The 18,747-nt window shown below is 60.0% G+C and carries 26 protein-coding genes; 17 read left to right on the top strand and 9 right to left on the bottom strand.

The features are described 5' to 3' along the window. The first annotated feature begins 42 nt into the window (after positions 1-42). Both QEZ52_RS03260 and QEZ52_RS03255 read left to right on the top strand, forming a co-directional pair. Positions 43-813 carry a FadR/GntR family transcriptional regulator gene (locus tag QEZ52_RS03260; protein ID WP_406647932.1) on the top strand — a complete coding sequence of 257 codons (771 nt, stop codon included), beginning with the start codon at positions 43-45 and terminating at the stop codon, positions 811-813. 102 nt (positions 814-915) lie between these two features. After that, positions 916-1,509, top strand: coding sequence for an NAD(P)H-dependent oxidoreductase (locus tag QEZ52_RS03255; protein WP_406647930.1), 594 nt, complete (start codon positions 916-918; stop codon positions 1,507-1,509). 75 nt (positions 1,510-1,584) lie between these two features. Here QEZ52_RS03255 and QEZ52_RS03250 read toward each other — a convergent pair whose 3' ends face one another. The 5 genes from QEZ52_RS03250 to QEZ52_RS03230 all read right to left on the bottom strand — a co-directional run bounded on the left by QEZ52_RS03250 (position 1,585) and on the right by QEZ52_RS03230 (position 4,248). Next, entirely contained in the window at positions 1,585-2,145 is a 561-nt protein-coding gene (locus QEZ52_RS03250) for a F0F1 ATP synthase subunit B (protein ID WP_406647928.1), read from the bottom strand. A 5-nt stretch (positions 2,146-2,150) separates the two neighbouring features. After that, entirely contained in the window at positions 2,151-2,699 is a 549-nt protein-coding gene (locus tag QEZ52_RS03245) for a F0F1 ATP synthase subunit B' (RefSeq protein WP_406647926.1), read from the bottom strand. 92 nt (positions 2,700-2,791) lie between these two features. After that, a complete protein-coding gene (locus tag QEZ52_RS03240; protein ID WP_406647925.1) occupies positions 2,792-3,016 on the bottom strand; it encodes a F0F1 ATP synthase subunit C in 225 nt (74 codons plus the stop codon). A 55-nt stretch (positions 3,017-3,071) separates the two neighbouring features. Then, a complete protein-coding gene (locus tag QEZ52_RS03235; protein WP_406647924.1) occupies positions 3,072-3,872 on the bottom strand; it encodes a F0F1 ATP synthase subunit A in 801 nt (266 codons plus the stop codon). A gap of 40 nt (positions 3,873-3,912) precedes the next feature. Continuing rightward, positions 3,913-4,248, bottom strand: a complete 336-nt coding sequence (locus tag QEZ52_RS03230) for an AtpZ/AtpI family protein (RefSeq protein WP_406647923.1) — start codon at positions 4,246-4,248, stop codon at positions 3,913-3,915. A 519-nt stretch (positions 4,249-4,767) separates the two neighbouring features. Here QEZ52_RS03230 and QEZ52_RS03225 point away from each other — a divergent pair. Further along, complete coding sequence (locus QEZ52_RS03225; RefSeq protein ID WP_406647921.1) at positions 4,768-5,631, top strand: trypsin-like serine peptidase; 864 nt, start codon at positions 4,768-4,770, stop codon at positions 5,629-5,631. Positions 5,632-5,841: 210 nt separating this feature from the next. Here the strand turns inward: QEZ52_RS03225 and QEZ52_RS03220 are convergent, their stop codons facing one another. Then, positions 5,842-6,726: a DMT family transporter gene (locus QEZ52_RS03220; protein WP_406647919.1), complete on the bottom strand. Its 885-nt coding sequence runs from the start codon at positions 6,724-6,726 to the stop codon at positions 5,842-5,844. A 129-nt stretch (positions 6,727-6,855) separates the two neighbouring features. On the opposite strand from QEZ52_RS03220, the gene QEZ52_RS03215 reads away from it, so the two are divergent. Both QEZ52_RS03215 and QEZ52_RS03210 read left to right on the top strand, forming a co-directional pair. Beyond that, positions 6,856-7,275: an NUDIX domain-containing protein gene (locus QEZ52_RS03215; protein ID WP_406647918.1), complete on the top strand. Its 420-nt coding sequence runs from the start codon at positions 6,856-6,858 to the stop codon at positions 7,273-7,275. Then, a complete protein-coding gene (locus tag QEZ52_RS03210) occupies positions 7,275-7,607 on the top strand; it encodes a helix-turn-helix transcriptional regulator (protein WP_406647917.1) in 333 nt (110 codons plus the stop codon). Before QEZ52_RS03215 ends, QEZ52_RS03210 begins: the two co-directional genes overlap by 1 nt. Positions 7,608-7,709: 102 nt before the next feature. On the opposite strand, the gene QEZ52_RS03205 is transcribed toward QEZ52_RS03210, so the two are convergent. Both QEZ52_RS03205 and QEZ52_RS03200 read right to left on the bottom strand, forming a co-directional pair. Beyond that, positions 7,710-8,612 (bottom strand): DMT family transporter, encoded by a 903-nt coding sequence (locus QEZ52_RS03205; protein ID WP_406647916.1) that lies wholly within the window; start codon positions 8,610-8,612, stop codon positions 7,710-7,712. Further along, the gene (locus tag QEZ52_RS03200) at positions 8,609-9,487 is read right to left on the bottom strand and encodes a LysR family transcriptional regulator (RefSeq protein WP_406647915.1); all 879 of its coding nucleotides are present in this window, start codon (positions 9,485-9,487) and stop codon (positions 8,609-8,611) included. Before QEZ52_RS03200 ends, QEZ52_RS03205 begins: the two co-directional genes overlap by 4 nt. Positions 9,488-9,673: 186 nt before the next feature. On the opposite strand from QEZ52_RS03200, the gene QEZ52_RS03195 reads away from it, so the two are divergent. Both QEZ52_RS03195 and QEZ52_RS03190 read left to right on the top strand, forming a co-directional pair. Further along, the gene (locus tag QEZ52_RS03195; protein WP_406647913.1) at positions 9,674-10,258 is read left to right on the top strand and encodes an FMN-dependent NADH-azoreductase; all 585 of its coding nucleotides are present in this window, start codon (positions 9,674-9,676) and stop codon (positions 10,256-10,258) included. A 147-nt stretch (positions 10,259-10,405) separates the two neighbouring features. After that, the gene (locus QEZ52_RS03190; RefSeq protein WP_406647911.1) at positions 10,406-11,182 is read left to right on the top strand and encodes an aspartate/glutamate racemase family protein; all 777 of its coding nucleotides are present in this window, start codon (positions 10,406-10,408) and stop codon (positions 11,180-11,182) included. A gap of 52 nt (positions 11,183-11,234) precedes the next feature. Here QEZ52_RS03190 and QEZ52_RS03185 read toward each other — a convergent pair whose 3' ends face one another. Beyond that, a complete protein-coding gene (locus tag QEZ52_RS03185; protein WP_406647909.1) occupies positions 11,235-11,765 on the bottom strand; it encodes a prolyl-tRNA synthetase associated domain-containing protein in 531 nt (176 codons plus the stop codon). Positions 11,766-11,873: 108 nt separating this feature from the next. Here QEZ52_RS03185 and QEZ52_RS03180 point away from each other — a divergent pair, with 108 nt between their 5' ends. From QEZ52_RS03180 to QEZ52_RS03135, 10 genes are all read left to right on the top strand, one after another. After that, positions 11,874-12,398, top strand: coding sequence for a hypothetical protein (locus QEZ52_RS03180; RefSeq protein WP_406647908.1), 525 nt, complete (start codon positions 11,874-11,876; stop codon positions 12,396-12,398). 207 nt (positions 12,399-12,605) lie between these two features. Further along, positions 12,606-14,123: a signal recognition particle protein gene (gene ffh, locus QEZ52_RS03175; protein ID WP_406647907.1), complete on the top strand. Its 1,518-nt coding sequence runs from the start codon at positions 12,606-12,608 to the stop codon at positions 14,121-14,123. Between the two features lie 4 nt (positions 14,124-14,127). Continuing rightward, positions 14,128-14,664, top strand: coding sequence for a GNAT family N-acetyltransferase (locus tag QEZ52_RS03170; protein ID WP_406647905.1), 537 nt, complete (start codon positions 14,128-14,130; stop codon positions 14,662-14,664). Further along, positions 14,661-15,212: a GNAT family N-acetyltransferase gene (locus tag QEZ52_RS03165; RefSeq protein WP_406647904.1), complete on the top strand. Its 552-nt coding sequence runs from the start codon at positions 14,661-14,663 to the stop codon at positions 15,210-15,212. The genes QEZ52_RS03170 and QEZ52_RS03165 overlap by 4 nt, the downstream gene beginning before the upstream one ends. Then, positions 15,212-15,814 (top strand): GNAT family N-acetyltransferase, encoded by a 603-nt coding sequence (locus QEZ52_RS03160; RefSeq protein WP_406647903.1) that lies wholly within the window; start codon positions 15,212-15,214, stop codon positions 15,812-15,814. The genes QEZ52_RS03165 and QEZ52_RS03160 overlap by 1 nt, the downstream gene beginning before the upstream one ends. A 140-nt stretch (positions 15,815-15,954) precedes the next feature. Beyond that, the gene (locus QEZ52_RS03155) at positions 15,955-16,251 is read left to right on the top strand and encodes a chorismate mutase (RefSeq protein WP_406647902.1); all 297 of its coding nucleotides are present in this window, start codon (positions 15,955-15,957) and stop codon (positions 16,249-16,251) included. Between the two features lie 41 nt (positions 16,252-16,292). Continuing rightward, a complete protein-coding gene (gene rpsP, locus QEZ52_RS03150) occupies positions 16,293-16,652 on the top strand; it encodes a 30S ribosomal protein S16 (protein ID WP_406647901.1) in 360 nt (119 codons plus the stop codon). A gap of 7 nt (positions 16,653-16,659) precedes the next feature. Then, positions 16,660-17,298: a 5,6-dimethylbenzimidazole synthase gene (gene bluB, locus QEZ52_RS03145; protein ID WP_406647900.1), complete on the top strand. Its 639-nt coding sequence runs from the start codon at positions 16,660-16,662 to the stop codon at positions 17,296-17,298. 130 nt (positions 17,299-17,428) lie between these two features. Next, positions 17,429-17,932, top strand: coding sequence for a ribosome maturation factor RimM (rimM, locus tag QEZ52_RS03140; protein WP_406647899.1), 504 nt, complete (start codon positions 17,429-17,431; stop codon positions 17,930-17,932). After that, positions 17,932-18,729, top strand: a complete 798-nt coding sequence (locus QEZ52_RS03135) for a hypothetical protein (protein WP_406647898.1) — start codon at positions 17,932-17,934, stop codon at positions 18,727-18,729. The genes rimM and QEZ52_RS03135 overlap by 1 nt, the downstream gene beginning before the upstream one ends. Positions 18,730-18,747: the final 18 nt, after the last annotated feature.

Below are 18,747 nucleotides of genomic sequence, written 5' to 3'. Positions count from 1 at the left end.
GCCCGATTTGGTCATATAACTTTACCAAACAGGAATGACCCAATGCCCTTTGAAAAAGTTCAACCCGAAAAGCTATCGACCTCCGTGGTCCGGCAAATCGAACAATTGATCCTCCGGGGCATCCTGCGTCCAGGAGAGCGGCTGCCTTCGGAACGGGAATTGTCGGACAAACTGGGCGTCTCCCGCCCGTCCCTGCGCGATGCCGTCGCCGAGCTGCAACAGCGCGGGTTGCTCAGCAGCCGTGCGGGCTCCGGGATCTTTGTGGCCGATGTTCTGGGCTCGGCCTTTTCCCCCGCGCTGATCCAGCTGTTCGCCAGCCAGGACGAGGCGGTGTTCGACTACCTGTCATTCCGCCGGGACATGGAAGGGCTGGCCGCGCAACGGGCGGCAAAATTCGGGTCCGACAGCGACCTCAAAGTCATCCAGACGATCCTGGACAAGATGGAAGTCGCCCAGACCAAACGCAATCCCGAAGAAGAGGCCAAACTCGACGCGCAGTTCCATTCCGCCATCATAGATGCCAGCCACAATGTGGTGATGCTGCACATGATGCGGTCGATGTTCGACCTGCTGCGTGAAGGCGTGTTCTACAATCGCAAGATCATGTTCAAACAACGCACCTCCCGCGCCGCCCTGCTGGACCAGCACCGCGCCATCAACGACGCGCTTCAGGCCCGTGACCCAGACCGGGCCCGCACCGCCGTCGAAGATCACCTCGATTACGTCGAAACCTGCCTGATCGCCCAGATCAAAGCCGACCGGAACGAAACCATCGCCCGCCAACGGCTGCGCCACGAACTGGGCGACGACTGATCCGGCCCCCAGCCCCCTCTGCCACCCGGGTATTTTCCCTTGACCTCAAGCAGGCTTGAGATCCTAGACAGTGTTCGAGCAGGCAATACTCAGGGGGTTTTCATGCATGTTCTCACGGTTCTCGACCATCCCAACCCAAACGCCTTTTCGGCGGCTGTCGCGCAGCAGTTCATGGCCGGGGCCACCGCCGCGGGTCATACGGTCGAGCTCGCCGATCTGCACGCCGAAGGCTTTGATCCGCGCTGGTCCCAAGGCGATGTGGACGCCAACAGCGAGACCCCAATGCCGGATGTCGCCGCAGAACAGGCCCGCATTGCGCGGGCCGATGCCATCTGTCTGGTGTTTCCCTTGTTTTGGTGGGGGATGCCGTCCATGACCAAAGGCTGGGTAGACCGTGTGTGGACCTGGGGATGGGCCTATGATCAGCTCGCCGATCCGAACCTATCGCTGCAACGCCCCCGCTCTGGGGTCCTGCTGGTGCCTGCAGGCGCGCGCTCTGATGAAATTCGCGATCAGGGGTATCTGGCGGCACTGGAAACCGCGTGGATCGACGGCACCTTTGGGTATTTCGGCCTGTCCCCCCGACGGCTCGAACTCTTGTGCGGATCAACCGGATCCGACGCGCGCCGCCAATCGCTTCTGCACCGCAGCTATCAGATTGGCCTGACGCTGCCACACCCGCAGCCCACACACTAAACATGCCCAAAAATCAGAAAACCCGACCACCAGGGGCCGGGTTTCTTGATCACGTGATGAACGCAGGATCTGCGATCAGTGCAATTTTGTATCCACGTCCGAAATGGCCGCGTCGATCAGCTTGTTTGCCGATGCTGCGGTCATTTGTGCCGAGATCACCTTGTCTGCGACGGCAACCGCAACGGTGATGGCCTGATCGCGCACTTCCTTGACAGCAGAGGCTTCGGCAGAAGCGATCTGGTCCTGGGCAGCGGCCAGACGACGTTCGATGGACTCGGCCAGATCTGCCTTGGCCTGTTCAGCAGCCAGAGCGGCTTCTTCACGGGCGGCGGCAACGATCGCGTCGGCCTGGACCTGAACTTCCTGTTGCTTGCGCTCATAGGACGCCAGGATGGTCTGAGCTTCTTCACGCAGGGCGCGTGCTTCGTTCAGTTCTTCCTGGATGCCATCGGCCCGCTTGTCCAGCTGACCACCCAAAAGGCTGGGCACTTTGACCAGCAGCAGGATGCCAATGAACAGCAGGAACGACAGCAGAACAACAAAGTTCGTGTTGCCCAGCGACAGGAACGGACCGCTGGCCGCAAATGCGGGGCTGGTCACACCAACAGTCAGGACAAGGGCGAGAAGATTACGCATGTCTCTTATCCTTTCATCTGGTCTGCAACGGCCGCGGCCACTGCATCGGCGTCGGCCTTGCCACCCAAAGCCGCCACGATTTCCACCGCAGTGTCGGAAGCAACCAACCGTGCAGTTTCGGTCGCTTCGGCACGAATGGCCGAAATGGCTTTGGCCGATTCCGCTGCTTTCGCAGAGATTTCGACGTCCGCCTTGGCGATTGCCTCGTCCAGATCAGCCTGGATTTCGGCGCGGGTTTCGGCAGAGATGCGCTGTGCATCAGCACGGGCATCGGCCAAAGCCTTGTTATAGGCGTTTTCGGCCTCGACTGCTTTTGCCTTCAGATCGTGGGCAGCAGCCAGGTCGTTGGTAATGGTACCCTGACGTTCCGCCAGCACGGCTGCAATGCGGGGCAATGCGACGCGCGACAGGACCAGGTAGATCACGACAAGCGTGACCACGAGCCAGAAGATCTGGTTCGAAAAGGTCGAGAAGTCCAGCTGCGGCATTGCCGAGCCACCGCCGTGTGCGGCCTCGGCAGCCCCGTGGGCTGTATCGGTTGTAGTGCTCGCCATGTCGTCCTCCTAAGGAACTTGCCGTTACATTGGGCGGTACATCCGGTATCCGGCGCACCGCCCAACCGTAAGGAAATAGGTTCCGAAGGGTCTTAGACGGCGAACATCAGCAGCAGAGCGACCAGGAACGAGAAGATGCCCAGAGCTTCTGCAAACGCGATGCCGATGAAGAGAGTAGCAGTCTGACCAGCAGCTGCCGAAGGGTTGCGCAGAGCGCCAGCCAGGAAGTTGCCAGCTACGTTACCAACACCGATAGCGGCTGCGCCGGAACCGATTGCTGCCAGGCCTGCGCCGATGTGTGCGAGATCGCCTTCCATGTGTATTCTCCTTACGATGGAATTGTTGGGATTAGATGATGAGTAGGTTCGAAACTTAGTGCGACGGATGCAGAGCGTCCTTCAGGTACACACAAGTCAGAATGGTAAAGACATACGCCTGGATAAAGGCCACCAGGACCTCCAGCGCATAGACCGCGGTGATAGCGAAGATCGGCAGGAAGCTGAACAGGCCCAGGGCGCCTGCAAAACCCGCGAACACCTTCAGAACCGCGTGGCCCGCCATGATGTTACCCGCCAGACGAATAGAGTGGCTAACAGGGCGAACAAAGTACGAGATCAATTCGATGATCGCCAGGATCGGACGCAGCGCCATCGGCGCGCTCGACACCCAGAACAGACCCAGGAACCCGGCACCGTTCTTGACAAACCCGACCACGGTCACGGTGATGAACACCAATGCGGCCAGGATTGCGGTGACGGCGATATGCGATGTGGTCGAGAACGACATGGGCAACAGACCCAGGAAGTTGGCCACAACGATAAAGATGAACAGGGTCATGATGTAGGGAAAGAACTTGATCGCGTCCTTGCCGGCCACATCTTCGACCATCTTGTAGATGAACCCATAGGCCAGCTCGGCAATCGACTGCGCCCGGCTGGGCACGATGGCGCGGCGCGATGTGCTCAGCACCAGCAACGCGATGGTTGCGACGATGGTCAGCGCCATCCACAGCGTCACGTTGGTGACCGAAAACATGCCGACATGGCCACCAAACAGCGATTTGACTTCGAACTGCTCCATGGGATGGATCTGCAGGCCGGATTGCTCAGGCGCGAACAGCAGCCCCGAAACCAGCACCACTGCCAAAACGATATAGAAAAATATCTTGCCCATCAGTTCGTTTCTCCTGTCGCCCGGTGATCATTCGGCGTGATCAATCCCGGCTTTCCGTGTCTTTGTCGGCCTGTTCGGCCAGTTTCTGTTCCTGGATCTCCTGCGCGCTGCGGAGCATTGTTTTCACCCCGGCGGCGAGACCCATCAATGTAAACAGCACCAGAAAGATCGGGATTGTCCCGAACAGGCTGTCCAGCCCGTATCCAATGCCAAAACCGATCCCCAGACCGGCAACAAGTTCAATCACCATGCGCCAGGCCTGATTGGCGAGGCTATAGTGCTCATCCGCGCGGGGCTTGGGCGCTTGCGCCTGCTTTGCCTGTGCGAGCCGCGCCTCAAGCTGCGCCATGCGCTGCTTTTGGTCGTCATCAGTCACCGGCGTTTCCCTCACGCTTGTTCATGGGTGGTGCTAAGGCGTCGGGGGCACAGAGTCAATTGTTCTGACAGACTCTTTCGCCGCACCTTAACATATTGAAAACAAACAGATTACCAAGAAAGAAGGGATTCGAAACACGCCATCCACTGGCTAGGATCGCCCCACAAACAGGAAAATCCCCCGAAAATGCATATTCAACCTTTTGGTTGATCTTGCAGATCCCGCATTTACCCGACTAGGGCCACCCATCAGGCTAGGTCAACACACTCAACTGTCAGCCAGATACTTTTGGCCAGACCATATCCCGCCGGACCAGGGAACAGGAGCAGACGAACCAAAGGCTCCACCACATTGTTCTGACCCGATGCAGCAAAAGGCGGCTCCGAGCCCGAACCTGACATTTCTTGATCAAACCTATATGTTGGATGTGCCCTGTGGCAAAAATTTCGAACTGAAATCAATTTGTGTAGATCGCGTGACAATATACTTACTTGATATTTTCCTAAGGAGGACGTGAGGATGAAGCATACTGCGATAGTCGCGCTGGTGGTGATTTGTTCCGCCTTTTTCTCGACACCGGCAGGTATGGCCGAAGCCTCGAAAGTTCCGGATGTCGGGCCACTTGGTGATGATGCTTTTGTACTCGAGTTGGATGCGCTGTGCGGGGTCGGTAAAAAATTGGCTCAAGGTTGCCAAGCTATCCGAGAACGCGAAATTGTGGATGCATCGATGCCGCCATGGAGAGCTATTGGTCGCGTAAATTTCGCCAGCACCGAGGTCAGACAACATTGCACCGGAACACTTCTGTCCGAGCGAATTGTGCTCACGGCATCGCATTGTTTGTACAACTTCCCCCGGAAATCATGGATTCCGGCACAGAGCATTCGGTTTGTCGCAGGTTACCAACGAGGTGCAGGGGAAGCTGTTTCTGAGGTCGCCAGGTATATTGTCGATCCGGTGCAGAACATCCGCAGCCGTGATTTCAGGAGTAACTTCTCTCAGGATTGGGCTTTGTTAGTTTTGAAGGACCCAATCGGTCGAGAGACAGGATTTCTGACCCCGCACTCGATGGACACGAGAGAACTTGAAGGCACATCTTTCCTCCTTGCAGGGTACGCGGCCTTAAGACCACATGTTCTGTCGGTCGCCGGTGATTGTGGAGCTTCAGAGAACAGCGTGGATCACAGGCTATTTTTTCAAAAGTGCTCCGTGATGCATGGCGACTCTGGCGCACCAGTTCTTGCCCATATTGATGGCGAGGAAAAAGTTGTTGGTGTCTTTTCCGGCACCGTTTCGAACCAGTCGGAGTTTCTTAGCATTAGCATCCCAATATCCAATTTGGGAACTGCCCTGCGATTGGAACTCAATTGGGAAAGTCAGTAGCGAGTTTACACCGTCGAATTCTCCGTCTCTGAATCAATCCAATCCCACTGATCCAACACCAACGATGGAAAATCGGGGTGAAGCAGATAAAGCTGGACGCAAAATCCAACGGAAGCAAAGTCCCGCAGTGCAGCCCTTGACCATCCGCTATGTTTGGCGCTCGACCCAGCAGCGAACGATGCGATACTCTGATGTCCTCTCAGCAGCCACTCACCCGCGCGCGCGTCTCCGAAACAACCGCCCATCGATCAGCAGCAACCCGATCAGGATCGCCCCCATCCCCATCAGATGCTCTGGCAACAATTGCTCGTTCAACACCCAGGTGCCCAGCACCAACGCCGACACCGGCGCGATCAGGGTCGGCATGGTGATGTTGGTGGGCCCCACCTTGGGCAACACCCAATAGAACACGATGAACGCCGCCGAGGTCAGCACAAACCCGATCACACACAGCGCCGCCCAGGTTTCCAGCTTTGTGATCACCGGCACCCCTTCCATCCACAACGCCAATGGCGCAATCGACACCGTCGCCCCACTCAGCGCCAGCGCCACCATGACCACAGGTTCCAGATCGCGGAAATATCGGGCGAAATTGACCGAGAACGCATAACAGACCGGCGCGCACAGCGTCATCAGAACCGCCCACACCGCCGAGTCACCCCCGCCACCAATCACCGGCAATGACAACACGACGATCCCGGCGAACCCAAACAGGACCCCCAGCGACTTCAACACCGTCGCGCGGTCGCTGCCCGGCCAGAAATGCGACACCAACACCGCAAACGCCGGTGTGGTCGCATTCACGATCCCGGCCACGCCGCTGGCGATGTACTGCTGACCCAGCGCATAGAACGCAAAAGGTGCCGCATAGCTGAGCGCCCCGAACCCCAGCAATGCCCAGGCCCTGCGCCACCCGATCTGCACGGTCTTGCCCGTGGCCAGCACATAGACCCAACATCCCAGCGCCCCAAAGGCGACCCGCCCCATCGACACCGACAGCGGCCCCAGTTCACGCAACAGGATTTCATTGAACATGAATGACATGCCCCAGCCGATTCCCAAAACGGCAATCACCAGCCAGTATTTCAACGCCATGTTTGGTCTCCTGGGGATACAACCCGGCGATTTGCACAGAACACCGGTGCGATGTCGATCAAATTCTTGCACTTACCCCCGCGCTCGGCGTACACCAGCGACATTATTTTTATGTTCTGGATCCATGTCATGGCGGATTTTGCCTGCGCTCTCATTGTACACGATCGTCGACTCTTGCTCGGGCAACGGTCGGCACACCGTCGCAATCGTGCCGACAAATGGGACGTGATTGGCGGCATGGCCGAAGCTGACGAAGATCTGCACAGCGCCCTGACCCGCGAACTGGCCGAAGAGGTCGGGATTGTCCCCCTCTCGCAACGCTATTTTGCCACGATCGAACAGCAACCGACCGACTCCTGCTTTCACTATTTCGTGGTGGATCAATGGCAGGGCACCCCAACCATCCGCAACCAGGAACACAGCCAACTGATGTGGTACCTGTTTTCCGATGCCGCGCAGCTGCCGGATCTGGCCCTGCCAGAGTATCCCGACCTGTTTCGCCGACTTGCGCGCTTTTCTTCCGGGGCCGACCCTTCTAGTTTGGGCTGATGTCCCACGAACTCGACACTGTCTTTGCTGCTTTGGCCGACCCGACCCGGCGTGCCATTCTGACCATGCTTCTCGAAGATGACATGGCCGTCACCGATGTGGCCGAACCGTTCGAAATGTCGCTGGCGGCAATTTCCAAACACCTGATGATCCTGACCCGCGCCGGGTTGATCGCCCAGGAAAAACGCGGCCGGGTCAAATGGTGCAAACTGCAACCTGACGCCATGCGCGCGACCAGCGTCTGGATGCAGGGCTTTGGCCAGTTCGAACCGGTCCACCTGGATGCGTTTGAACGGTTTCTGGCCACCGAACTCAGCGAACCCGAGACCTGAAACCACGGCTGACCCGCCGCCCCCGGAGCTGACCCTGACGCTGACCCTGACTTTGGCCGCCGGCTCTGCTCCCGGTACCCAGGATCGCCCCTTTGGCCCCGATTATCCGCGCTGAAGCTTTGCGCGCCCGCTGCCCTCCAGCAGCATCACCAGGGCGACAACCGTCATCACGATCCCGACCAATACCAGCCCGTTGGGCACACCGTTGCCCAGCGCGATTTCCCACAGGATCACCCAGCTGGGCACCAGATAGGTATAGGCCATCACCTTGGCCGATGGCAGGTTCATCGCCGCGAATTGCAGCAACACGAATGACGCCGCCGTGGCGAACACCACCAGATAGGCCAAACCGATCCACACGATCCCGGGCAGCCCCATCCAATCGGTGGCCCGGATGTCATTCCAGCCATAGATGGTCAGCAAAACACCCCCCGCCACCAAGGTACCAAAGGTAAACACAACCGGGCTTTCCCCGCGGTTCAGCTTGCGCACCATCGGCGTATAGATCGCGTGGCTGGCGCAGCCGACGAAATAGATGATCTCGCCCTGCCCGACCTTGAACTCCATCAGCGCCGCCAGATCCGCGCGAAAAATCACCCACAGCGCCCCCGCCCCGCCAATCGCCAACGCCAGCGCCATGCGCGGGGTGGTGATCTGGCGCAACAGGAACCAGCCGACGATACCGCTCATCACCGGGGTCAGAGTGAACACCGCCGCCGCGCTGACTGGGGGTGCGGTTTTCAGCCCGTAAAACATCAGCACGAAATAGGCCGCAAACAGCCCCCCCAGCACCAGATACCGCCAGGGCGCTGCAAAATCCTGCCGTTTCAGCCCCTTTGTCATCATCGCCGCCAACCCGATGACAATCGCCGCCAACCCGAACCGCACCGCGGTCAGCGCCTCGGGTGCGATTTCATTGGCCACCATGGACCCCAACGAAAACGACCCCGCCACCAGCGAGGAGAAAATCAGCATCGCCAGATGCCCACGCAGCTCAGGTGTCAACAGGTCCACTCCTTGGCGCGGGATTTCAGAAATTTCAGAAAGGTCTGCACCTTGGTCGTGCGGTGCAGATCCACATGGGTCACCAGCCACAGCTTGCCCGACCACTCCGGCACGGGCTCCATCACCTGCACCAGCTCGGGATAATTCTTGGCCTCCCAGGTCGAAAAGAACCCGATCCCGGCCCCCTGCAGGACCGCTTCGCGCATGGTGATCGTGTTGGTGCACAGGAACGAAATCGCCTCGGGCGGCACAAACTCCCGCAGCCAGCGCGAAAACGGGGCGCGGCTGTTGACGTCGTCATTGCCGACAAAGCGATGGTTGGCAAAATCATTCGTGTCCGCCGGCACACCATAGACGTCCACATAGGATTGCGACGCATACAGCCCCATCTCCTGGGCCATGAACGGCTGCACCACATTGTCGGGCTGTTCCGGCGCATTGCCGGCCCGGATCGCCACATGGGCCTCGCCATATTCCAGCCGGAACACCCGGTCTCCGGTGAGATAGCGAATGATCAGACCGGGGTGTTCGCGCTGAAAATCCACCAACACCGGCGACAACAGAGGCGCCACAGACGCCAGCGACGTCACCACCAATTCGCCGGACACATCATTGCCCTGCCCCTTCAGCCGCCCGACCAGCTGGCTGAACTGATCATCGGTCGCCTGCGCCACCCGCAACAGATCCTGTCCGGCCTCGGTCGGGGTATACCCCCGTGCATGGCGCTGAAACAGCTTGACCCCCAACCGCGCTTCGATCGCATCAATATGGCGGATCACCGTGGCATGATGCACCCCCAACACTTCCGCCGCACCGCTGACGGTGCCCATACGCGCCACCTGATAGGCGGTGCGCACTTCATCCCAATTGTCCATGCTCACCTCAGGCTCACCTTTGTTCGCAAATTTTGTTGTTCACAAATGTCGTCATACCGCAAAATCCATCACTACGCAAAAACGCACAGTACATGTGAGATATCCGACATTGCGTTCGTTTTTGCAAGAACCCATTTGACCCTCATCACATGCAAACACGCACAAAACCACACAAGGGTCCAGACCATGACACACACGCTCCTCCATATCGACAGCTCCGCCCGTTTCTCGGATTCCGCCAGCCGTATCCTGTCATCGCAAATCGTTGACCACCTGACCCCCGACCAGGTCATCCGCCGGGATCTGGCGCAACAGGAGCTGCCACAGATCTCCGAAACCTGGATCGGTGCCAATTTCACCCCCGCCGACCTGCGCACCGACGCCCAGACCGCCGCTCTGGCCCAATCCGATGCGCTGGTTGATGAACTGATCGCCGCCGACACCATCGTCATCGGCCTGCCGGTCTATAACTTTTCGGCTCCCGCCAGCCTAAAGCTCTGGATTGATCTGGTCGCCCGCGTGGGCCGCACGTTCCACTATACCGAAACTGGACCTCAGGGCCTGCTGACCGGCAAACGCGCCATTGTGGCCTATGCCTCGGGTGGGGTTCCGATGGGCTCCCCGGTCGATTTTGCATCGACCTATTTGACCCAGGTTCTGAACTTTGTCGGCATCACCGAAATCGAATTTGTCGCCGCCGAAGGCACCGCCGCCGATGCCACCGCCGCCCTGACCAAGGCCCAGGGCGAAATCGCCAAACTGGCCGCCTGAGCACTGTGATAACCTGGCGGGACCCGGATCTTTCACAGCCCGGGCCCCGCTCTGCGACATGCTCTCTTTCGGCACTGGAAACCATAGCCCCCACAAAATAGGGTACCCGCCAATGGTTGCACACAGTCAGAAAGAGTGAGAGCGCAGATGAAAAAGATCGGCATTCTGGGCGGCGTCGGCTGGGCTTCGACGCTCGATTATTATCGCGCCATTGCCCAGGGGGCCTCTCGCCGCGCGGCGGCTCACGGCCATACCGCGCCTGTGCCGATCCCGCCCATGACCATCGAATCCGTGGTTCAGGCCCAGACCCGCGCCCTGCGCGGATCCCTCGGCGATGAACTCAGCTGGGCCGCTTTTGACACCGTGTTCCGCACCGCGCTGCTCACCCTTCAGGGGGCGGGGTGTGATTTCGCCATCATCGCCTCCAACACACCGCACGCGCGCCTGCACGCCATCACGCGTGGGGTCACCCTGCCCGTCCTCAGCATTTACGAAGCCACAGCCACCGCCACCAAACGGGGCACAGCCGCCACCGGCGCAAACGCGGCCCTGGTGCTGGGCACCACCGTCACCATGCAATCAGACAGCTATGCCCACCATCTGGCGGCTGCGGGCATCGCTGCGAATGCGCAATTGCCCGATCCCGACATCGCCGAAATGCAATCCATGATCGACGATGATTTCCACGGCATTTCCAATGGGGATGCCGCGCCCAAGGCCCGCGCCCGGTTGCTGCGGGTCTGCAACCGTCATGCCACGCCCGGCACCGCAATCATCCTGGCCTGCACGGAATTGCCGCTGGCCTTTCCCGATCATCTGGATGATGTCAGCTTTCACGCCGACGGGCATCTGTTCATCAACCCCTCGGCGGCCCATGTTCAATCCGCTCTGGACCGCGCGCTGGGGGATGATCGGACGCCCTGACTGCGTCTGGATCCGCCTATGCCCGCCGTCAGGCCCGTGATCAGGCCCGTGATCACGGCAGCCAATTCACCGCACAGCCGATCCGGTCAAAAAACGCCATCATATCCCCCCGGTCCATGGCCACGGTCCGATCATTCACCAGCGGATGCATATAAATGACATCTGCCTGTTGCGCGGCTGACTCCATGAAAAACTGTACGCCGTTGTCCACACCATTCACCATGGCCAACGGGCTGACCGCGCCGGGGCGAATGCCCAGATTTTGCAACAACCGATCCGCAGACCCAAACGACAGGTTGCCAATCCCCAACTCGGCACCCAGCGCCTTCAGGTCGATCTCGCGATCCTGCTGCAATGTGATCAGGTAATTGCGCTTTTTCTTGTCGCGCAGATACAGGTTCTTGATCCGCAGCGCATTCTCGCCCGGCACCATGAACTGGTCCTCGACGGCCTTGCTGTCTTCGACCGTGCGCAGCGGCACATGGCTGTGCAGGCGATAGCCGATCCCCCAACCATCCAACCGCGCCAACAGCGCGTCCGAGGAAACAGGCAGGCTGTCCTGATAGGTCAAAGAAGCGTCCATGTCAGTCTCACTTTGGGCTCAAATCACAGGTGGGGCCTACATGAAACACGTCACCCGCCGGTGCAAGTCCCCCCTTTCCAGACGGGCGGGCTTTGCTACACTGCCGACATGAAGGTCACACGCAACACCCCGGATCAGCTGATCCTGTCCGATACCCCCTGGCTGATCGGGATCATGCTGGTGTTTTTCATCCTCGCCTTTGTCGGTCCCGGTCTTGCCATTGTGTCGACCGGCGTCTGGGCCGGGCTGATCTTTGTGGTGTTTGGCGGCGGTATGGGGGTAGCTGCCTTTTGTGTCTTTGTGCGCCGGGTTCAGGTCATTTTTGATCGCAGCGCCGATAAAATCATCCTGCGGCGGCAATCGGTGTTCGGCTATACCGCCGTCGAACATAAACTCTCTGACCTGTCCCATGCCGTCACCGAAACCACCACGTCGCGCCGCGATGGCCGCACCCGCACGCTGCACCGTCCGGTTCTGGTGCTGGACGACGGGATGAGCGCGGGGCACCACCCGATTGTCGCCGCCTATACCTCCGGGGCCGGAGCACAGCGTCTGACCGACGCGGTCAACGCCTGGCTGCCCGCCACTCCGATGGACTCTGGCCCGCTTGACTCTGACGCCCAATCGGCGTAACGCCTGCCCAAACATCCGGAAGTGAGAAACCTTCCGGTCCCTGACATGCGTTCAGGGATCGCCCCCCACCAGCGAGTTTCGCCCGTGGGGGCAAAACTGTATGGTTTGCCTCCACAGTCCAAATTGGGCGGGGCGGCAATTGTGAATTGAACCCCTGCTTCCTACATTGGAAGCGCCCCAGATGAACCGGCGAAGGAGCCCGCAGGCATGTTTGAAAATCTATCCGAACGCCTCTCCGGCGTCTTTGATCGCCTGACCAAACAGGGCGCCCTCTCCGAAGAAGACGTCAAAACCGCCCTGCGCGAAGTCCGCGTTGCCCTGCTCGAGGCCGACGTCTCGCTGCCGGTGGCGCGTGAATTCATCAAAAAGGTCCAGGATCAGGCCACCGGCCAATCGGTCACCAAATCCGTCACCCCCGGCCAGCAGGTCGTCAAGATCGTGCATGACGCGCTGGTCGACACGCTGCGCGGCGACGAAGACCCTGGCAAGCTGAAAATCGACAACCCACCCGCGCCGATCCTGATGGTCGGCCTGCAGGGCGGCGGTAAAACCACCACCACCGGCAAACTCGCCAAACGGCTCAAGGATCGCGACGGCAAGAAGGTCCTGATGGCCTCGCTCGACATCTACCGCCCCGCCGCGATGGACCAGCTGGCCGTGCTCGGTGCCCAGATCGGCGTCGACACCCTGCCCATCGTCAAGGGCCAGAAACCCGTCGACATCGCCAAACGCGCCAAACAGCAGGCCGCGCTGGGTGGCTACGACGTTTATATGCTCGACACCGCCGGGCGCCTGCACATCGACGAAATCCTGATGCAGGAGGTCGAAGACGTCCGCAATGTGGTCGACCCGCGCGAAACCCTGCTGGTGGTCGATGGCCTGACCGGTCAGGTCGCCGTCGAGGTCGCCCAGGAATTCGACGACAAGATCGGCATCTCCGGCGTGGTCCTGACCCGGATGGACGGCGACGGGCGCGGCGGTGCTGCGCTGTCGATGCGCGCGGTCACCGGCAAACCCATCCGCTTTGTCGGTCTGGGCGAAAAGATGGACGCCATCGAAACCTTTGAGCCCGATCGCATCGCCGGTCGGATTCTGGGCATGGGCGACATCGTGGCGCTGGTCGAAAAGGCCCAGGACACCATCGAGGCCGAACAGGCCGAACGCATGATGAAGCGCATGATGAAGGGTCATTTCAATATGAATGACCTGAAAATGCAGCTCGATCAGATGCTCAAGATGGGCGGCATGGAAGGCATGATGTCGATGATGCCCGGCATGGGCAAAATGGCCAAACAGGTGCAGGACGCCGGCATGGACGACAAGGTCATCCAACGCCAGATCGCCCTGATCCAATCCATGACCAAAAAGGAACGCGCCAACCCCGCGTTGCTCCAGGCCAGCCGCAAAAAACGCATCGCCGCCGGTGCGGGGCAACAGGTCAGCGACCTGAACAAATTGCTGAAAATGCACCGCCAGATGTCCGACGTGATGAAAAAGATGGGCAAGATGGGCAAAGGCAAGATGCTGAAACAGGCCATGTCCGGCATGTTCGGCGGCAAGGGCGGCCCCTCGCCCGAAGAGATGGCCGCAGGCATGGACCCCAAGGCGCTGGAGGCCGCGGCCAAGGCGATGGGCGGCGGACGCGGTATGCCCGGCGGCCTGCCCGGTCTGGGCGGCGGCATGGGTCTGCCCGGTGGTCTCAGCGGGTTCGGGAAAAAGAAATAATTCCATGCTGACTCTCGACATCCCCACCCTCAAAACCGACCGTCTGGTGCTGCGCGCACCGGTTGCAGCGGATTTTGAAACCGTGGCCGCATTTTTTGCGGATGCGGATCGGTCGTGGGGATTCGGCGGACCGTTGGACCGCAACAACGCCTGGCGCTGGTTCGCCAGCCTGATCGGCCATTGGGCGCTGCACGGCTTTGGCTTCTGGATGGTCGACACCCGCGATGGTGACCCGGTTGGTTTTGTCGGCCTCTGGGCCCCCGAAGGTTGGCCCGAGCCGGAATTGGGCTGGGTCATGTTCGAAGGCGCCGAAGGCAAAGGGTACGCCCGCGAGGCCGCCCTTGAGGCCCGCCGCTATGCCTATGAGGTGCTGGAATTCGACACGCTCTCCAGCAACATCTTTCCGGGCAACGCCCGCTCCGTCGCGCTGGCCGAACGTCTGGGTGCCTGGCACGAACGCACCTATGAAAATGTCAGCCACGGGACCGAAATGGTGTACCGCCACCCGGCCCCGGCTGACCTGACAACAGGTGCCGCATGACATTGGACATCAACATCCCCCGGCTGGAAACCGAACGCCTGATCCTGCGCGCCCCCTGCGAGGCCGATCTGGACGCCGAAGCCGCTTTCTTTGCCTCCGACGCTTCCAAATTTGTCGGCGGCCCGAAACGGCGCGACGAAACATGGCGGTCCATCGCCATGCTGTTGGGCCATTGGGTGATGCGCGGCTATGGCTTCTGGGCGCTGGATGACAAGGAAACCGGCACGTTCCTCGGTCACGTCGGCCTGTGGGGGCCCGAAGGCTGGCCCGAATCGGAAATCGGTTGGACCCTGATGAACGGCGCCACCGGCAAAGGTTACGCAACCGAAGCGGCGCTGGCCGCGCGCGCCTATGCCTATGACATTCTGGGCTGGCCCACCGCGATCAGCCTGATTGATCCGGCCAACACCCCCAGCCAACGGGTGGCCGAACGCCTCGGCGCGACATTCGAATCTGAATACGAACACCCGGCCTTTGGCACCACCCATGTGTGGCGCCATCCGGGACCTGACGCTGTGGTCAACGGCGGCATGGAGGCCTATGCCTGATGCCCAAGAATATCCCCGTCATCGAAACCAAACGTCTGGTCCTGCGTGGCCCCGAAGCCGAGGATTACCCGGACTTCAAGGCCACGTTCAGCTCTTACCGCTCGCGTTTTATGGGCGGGCCGCTGAACACCTATGAGGCCTGGATGCTCTATGCCGCCGAAATCGGCCACTGGCAGGTGCGCGGCTTTGGCATGTGGATGATCCACGACAAGGTGACGGATGAAACCTATGGCATGGCCGGGGGCTGGATGCCTGCGGCCTGGCCCGAACGTGAAATCGCCTGGATCATCTGGCCCGATGCCGCCGGTCACGGCTATGCGCTCGAAGCGACCCATGCGGCACGCAATTATTTCTACACCCAGATGGGTTGGGAGACAGCGGTCAGCTATCTCGACCCCAAGAACCTGGATTCGATCCGGTTGGCCGAACGGCTGGGTGCAAAAAAGGACAATGACGCCCAGACCATCGACGGCAACGACGCGGTCTATCGCCATCCCTCACCCGCCCAGCTGACCGATTCTCAGCTGTCGCATGGCATCGACATGGAAATCAGCCACTACGCCGATCCGCTGTTCAAACCGAAAGGCTGGGCCATTGACTGAATGGACTGATATGTTCCGCCGGTTTTCGGGTGTTGATGCTGCGTCGCGGCGGTGCACGGGTGGTGCACGCGTGGTGCACGCATGTCACCCCCCGGTTTTTTCGTTTCCCGCCCTTTCTACGCCGCAGTGCAGAGGCCCGCATGACTGATCCCGTGACCCGCGCAGCCGAGCTGCTGAAAGAACACCGCGAAAGCATCGACCGGCTCGATGCCATCCTGGTTTATACGCTGGGCGAGCGGTTCAAACACACCCAGGCCGTGGGCCGCCTCAAGGCGGAACATGACCTGCCCCCCTCCGACCCGAGCCGCGAAGCGACACAGATCGCGCGGCTCGAAGATCTGGCCAACCGGGCCGATCTGGACCCCGAATTCGCCAAGAATTTTCTGAATTTCATCATTCAGGAAGTCATCCAACACCACAAGAAACACCAAGAATAACAGGCCCTTGCCTGCTTACGCCATCTAAAGGAGATACACCCATGGCTATGAAAATTCGTCTCGCCCGCGGCGGCTCGAAAAAGCGTCCCTTCTATCGCATCGTGGCGGCCGACAGCCGCATGCCGCGCGACGGCCGCTTCATCGAAAAGCTGGGCACCTACAACCCGCTGCTGGCCAAAGACAGCGAAGAGCGCGTGAAAATGGACATCGAACGCGTCCAGTACTGGCTGAGCCAGGGCGCCCAGCCCACCGACCGTATCGCCCGTATGCTGGAAGCAGCCGGCGTGCGCGAAAAGACCGAGCGTTCGAACCCGAAAAAAGGCACCCCAGGCAAGAAAGCCCAGGAGCGCGCCGAAGAGAAAGCTGCCAAGGCAGCAGACGCTTCTGCCGACGCGGAATAAGATTGGGATGACGCGGAACGCTGAATTCGATGATGAATTCCGCGATCAGCTTGATCTGCTGATGCGGCTCCGGCGCGATGTGCGCCGGTTCCGCACGGATCCGGTGGATGAGGCGGTGCTGACGCGCTGCCTCGACGCCTTTCGACTGGCCCCTTCGGTGGGGTTGAGCGAACCCTGGCGCGTGATCCGCGTGACCAGCGATACCGCCCGCGCGGCGGCGCTCGAGAATTTTGAAAAGGCCAATGCACAGGCGCTTACCGGATATTCTGGTGACAGGGCAGCGCGTTACAGCCGGCTAAAGCTATCCGGCATGCGCGAAGCTCCGGTGCAACTGGCGATCTACTGCGACGATGCCACCGCCAAGGGCCATGGGTTGGGCGCTGCCACCATGCCGGAAATGCGGCGCTATTCCGTGGTCACGGCCATCACCCTGTTCTGGCTGGCCCTGCGGGCCGAAGGCCTCGGGCTGGGGTGGGTTTCTGTTCTGGATCCCGCCCAACTGAACGCCGATCTGGATGTACCAACTGCCTGGCAACTCATTGGCTATTTCTGTCTGGGTCATCCGGAAGACACCGCATTGACACCCGAACTGGAAACCAAGGGCTGGGAAGACCGCCTGCCCGCGGTGCCGATCGAAACGCGGTAAACCCTGTCAGATCTTCCATCGAAACCTTGGCCTTTTGGTCACGGACTTGTTTTACTGATCTTGCGAAAGATCACCGTATCGGGCACCCCTTTCTTTGGATTGACCCGAGTTCTGCGACGGAGATGAAACCATGAGTGACCTTATTTGTGTTGGCGCCGTGAGCGGATCTTATGGTGTGCGTGGCGAAGTGCGCATCAAGAGTTTCTGTGCCATCCCGGACGAAATCGAAACCTATTCCCCCCTGACCAACGAAGACGGCAGCCAAAGCTATTCGCTGCATCTGATCCGCGCGGTCAAAGGCGGGTTCACTGCCCGTCTGGGCGGAGTCGAAACCAAGGAACAGGGCGACGCGATCAAGGGATTGCGCCTGTTTGCGCGACGCGATCAGCTCCCCTCTCTGCCGGATGATGAATACTATCACGCCGATCTGATCGGCGTGGATGTGTATGACACCGGTGGCGCGCTGATCGGACAGGTAAAACAGGTGCTCAACCACGGCGCTTCGGATCTGTTGGATATTCAGGGCCCGGGCCTGAAGGAAGCGGTCCTGCTGCCGTTCACTTTGGCTGCGGTCCCCACTGTGGACCTGGACCAACGCCGCATTGTCATTGACCCGCCTGACGGGGTTTTCTGATGCGTCGGATTGTCGTTCATCCTGGATTTCACAAGACGGCGACAACCACGGTTCAAACTGCACTGGCTGCACAGGCCGACCTGTTGTCGCCCCATGTTCAACTGGTGTTTCGCGACGACATCCTGTCTGCTGCCCGTTCGGCCCAAGCCTATTCCAAGGACAAAGACCCGCTCACCCTGGCGGTTTTTCTGATGGAATTTGCCAGCGTCCTCGAAGCCTGTGACCCAGATGACCCCCGCCCCATGTTGATCTCGACCGAGGATCTGTGCGGATTTCTGGTCGGCCGCCATGGGGTCCGGGACTATTCTGCGGCACCAACGCTGATGCAGGCGATATGCACCGCGATAACCGAAGTCATGGGGCCCTCTGTTGAATTGCTGTTTTATCTCTCCACGCGGCGCAGCGGTTGGCTGGACAGTTGTTATTGGCAATTGTTGCGCGCCGGGCGTCTGACGATCCCCCTGGACGCATTCGTTAAGCAATATGGCGCGGCCGCAGATTTATCCGGCCAGGTCGAAGCCATCCGACAGGCCATTCACCCGATTACAGTTCGCGAAACCGCATTGGAGGACATGACAGGTCCGCTGGGTCCGCTGGATCCGGTTTTGGATCTGCTCGGGCTGCCTGCACATGTGGTAGAGGCACTTACGCTCCCCGTCCGGAGCAATGTACAGGGCTCGCCTGATCTGCGTGATGAATTGCTCTCCATCAACCAGAGCACGGTCAGCGACAGGGAGGCCGACAGGCTACGCCGCCAGCTCCTGCGCAAAAGCTGGACCCGGCTGCCCAAAAGCTGACGTTTCCTTTTGCCCCGG

The organism is Aliisedimentitalea scapharcae (assembly GCF_045277565.1).
Lineage (GTDB): Bacteria > Pseudomonadota > Alphaproteobacteria > Rhodobacterales > Rhodobacteraceae > Aliisedimentitalea > Aliisedimentitalea scapharcae.
Note: the sequence above shows the minus strand (reverse complement) of the source record. Positions and strands in the feature narration are given on the sequence as shown.

Bases quoted from the DNA above. Each gene is read 5' to 3' on its own strand.
- QEZ52_RS03260 (WP_406647932.1), top strand. From the start codon at position 43: ATGCCCTTTGAAAAAGTTCAACCCGAAAAGCTATCGACCTCCGTGGTC.
- QEZ52_RS03255 (WP_406647930.1), top strand. From the start codon at position 916: ATGCATGTTCTCACGGTTCTCGACCATCCCAACCCAAACGCCTTTTCG.
- QEZ52_RS03250 (WP_406647928.1), bottom strand. From the start codon at position 2,145: ATGCGTAATCTTCTCGCCCTTGTCCTGACTGTTGGTGTGACCAGCCCC.
- QEZ52_RS03245 (WP_406647926.1), bottom strand. From the start codon at position 2,699: ATGGCGAGCACTACAACCGATACAGCCCACGGGGCTGCCGAGGCCGCA.
- QEZ52_RS03240 (WP_406647925.1), bottom strand. From the start codon at position 3,016: ATGGAAGGCGATCTCGCACACATCGGCGCAGGCCTGGCAGCAATCGGT.
- QEZ52_RS03235 (WP_406647924.1), bottom strand. From the start codon at position 3,872: ATGGGCAAGATATTTTTCTATATCGTTTTGGCAGTGGTGCTGGTTTCG.
- QEZ52_RS03225 (WP_406647921.1), top strand. From the start codon at position 4,768: ATGAAGCATACTGCGATAGTCGCGCTGGTGGTGATTTGTTCCGCCTTT.
- QEZ52_RS03220 (WP_406647919.1), bottom strand. From the start codon at position 6,726: ATGGCGTTGAAATACTGGCTGGTGATTGCCGTTTTGGGAATCGGCTGG.
- QEZ52_RS03215 (WP_406647918.1), top strand. From the start codon at position 6,856: ATGGCGGATTTTGCCTGCGCTCTCATTGTACACGATCGTCGACTCTTG.
- QEZ52_RS03210 (WP_406647917.1), top strand. From the start codon at position 7,275: ATGTCCCACGAACTCGACACTGTCTTTGCTGCTTTGGCCGACCCGACC.
- QEZ52_RS03200 (WP_406647915.1), bottom strand. From the start codon at position 9,487: ATGGACAATTGGGATGAAGTGCGCACCGCCTATCAGGTGGCGCGTATG.
- QEZ52_RS03195 (WP_406647913.1), top strand. From the start codon at position 9,674: ATGACACACACGCTCCTCCATATCGACAGCTCCGCCCGTTTCTCGGAT.
- QEZ52_RS03190 (WP_406647911.1), top strand. From the start codon at position 10,406: ATGAAAAAGATCGGCATTCTGGGCGGCGTCGGCTGGGCTTCGACGCTC.
- QEZ52_RS03185 (WP_406647909.1), bottom strand. From the start codon at position 11,765: ATGGACGCTTCTTTGACCTATCAGGACAGCCTGCCTGTTTCCTCGGAC.
- QEZ52_RS03180 (WP_406647908.1), top strand. From the start codon at position 11,874: ATGAAGGTCACACGCAACACCCCGGATCAGCTGATCCTGTCCGATACC.
- ffh (WP_406647907.1), top strand. From the start codon at position 12,606: ATGTTTGAAAATCTATCCGAACGCCTCTCCGGCGTCTTTGATCGCCTG.
- QEZ52_RS03170 (WP_406647905.1), top strand. From the start codon at position 14,128: ATGCTGACTCTCGACATCCCCACCCTCAAAACCGACCGTCTGGTGCTG.
- QEZ52_RS03165 (WP_406647904.1), top strand. From the start codon at position 14,661: ATGACATTGGACATCAACATCCCCCGGCTGGAAACCGAACGCCTGATC.
- QEZ52_RS03160 (WP_406647903.1), top strand. From the start codon at position 15,212: ATGCCCAAGAATATCCCCGTCATCGAAACCAAACGTCTGGTCCTGCGT.
- QEZ52_RS03155 (WP_406647902.1), top strand. From the start codon at position 15,955: ATGACTGATCCCGTGACCCGCGCAGCCGAGCTGCTGAAAGAACACCGC.
- rpsP (WP_406647901.1), top strand. From the start codon at position 16,293: ATGGCTATGAAAATTCGTCTCGCCCGCGGCGGCTCGAAAAAGCGTCCC.
- bluB (WP_406647900.1), top strand. From the start codon at position 16,660: ATGACGCGGAACGCTGAATTCGATGATGAATTCCGCGATCAGCTTGAT.
- rimM (WP_406647899.1), top strand. From the start codon at position 17,429: ATGAGTGACCTTATTTGTGTTGGCGCCGTGAGCGGATCTTATGGTGTG.
- QEZ52_RS03135 (WP_406647898.1), top strand. From the start codon at position 17,932: ATGCGTCGGATTGTCGTTCATCCTGGATTTCACAAGACGGCGACAACC.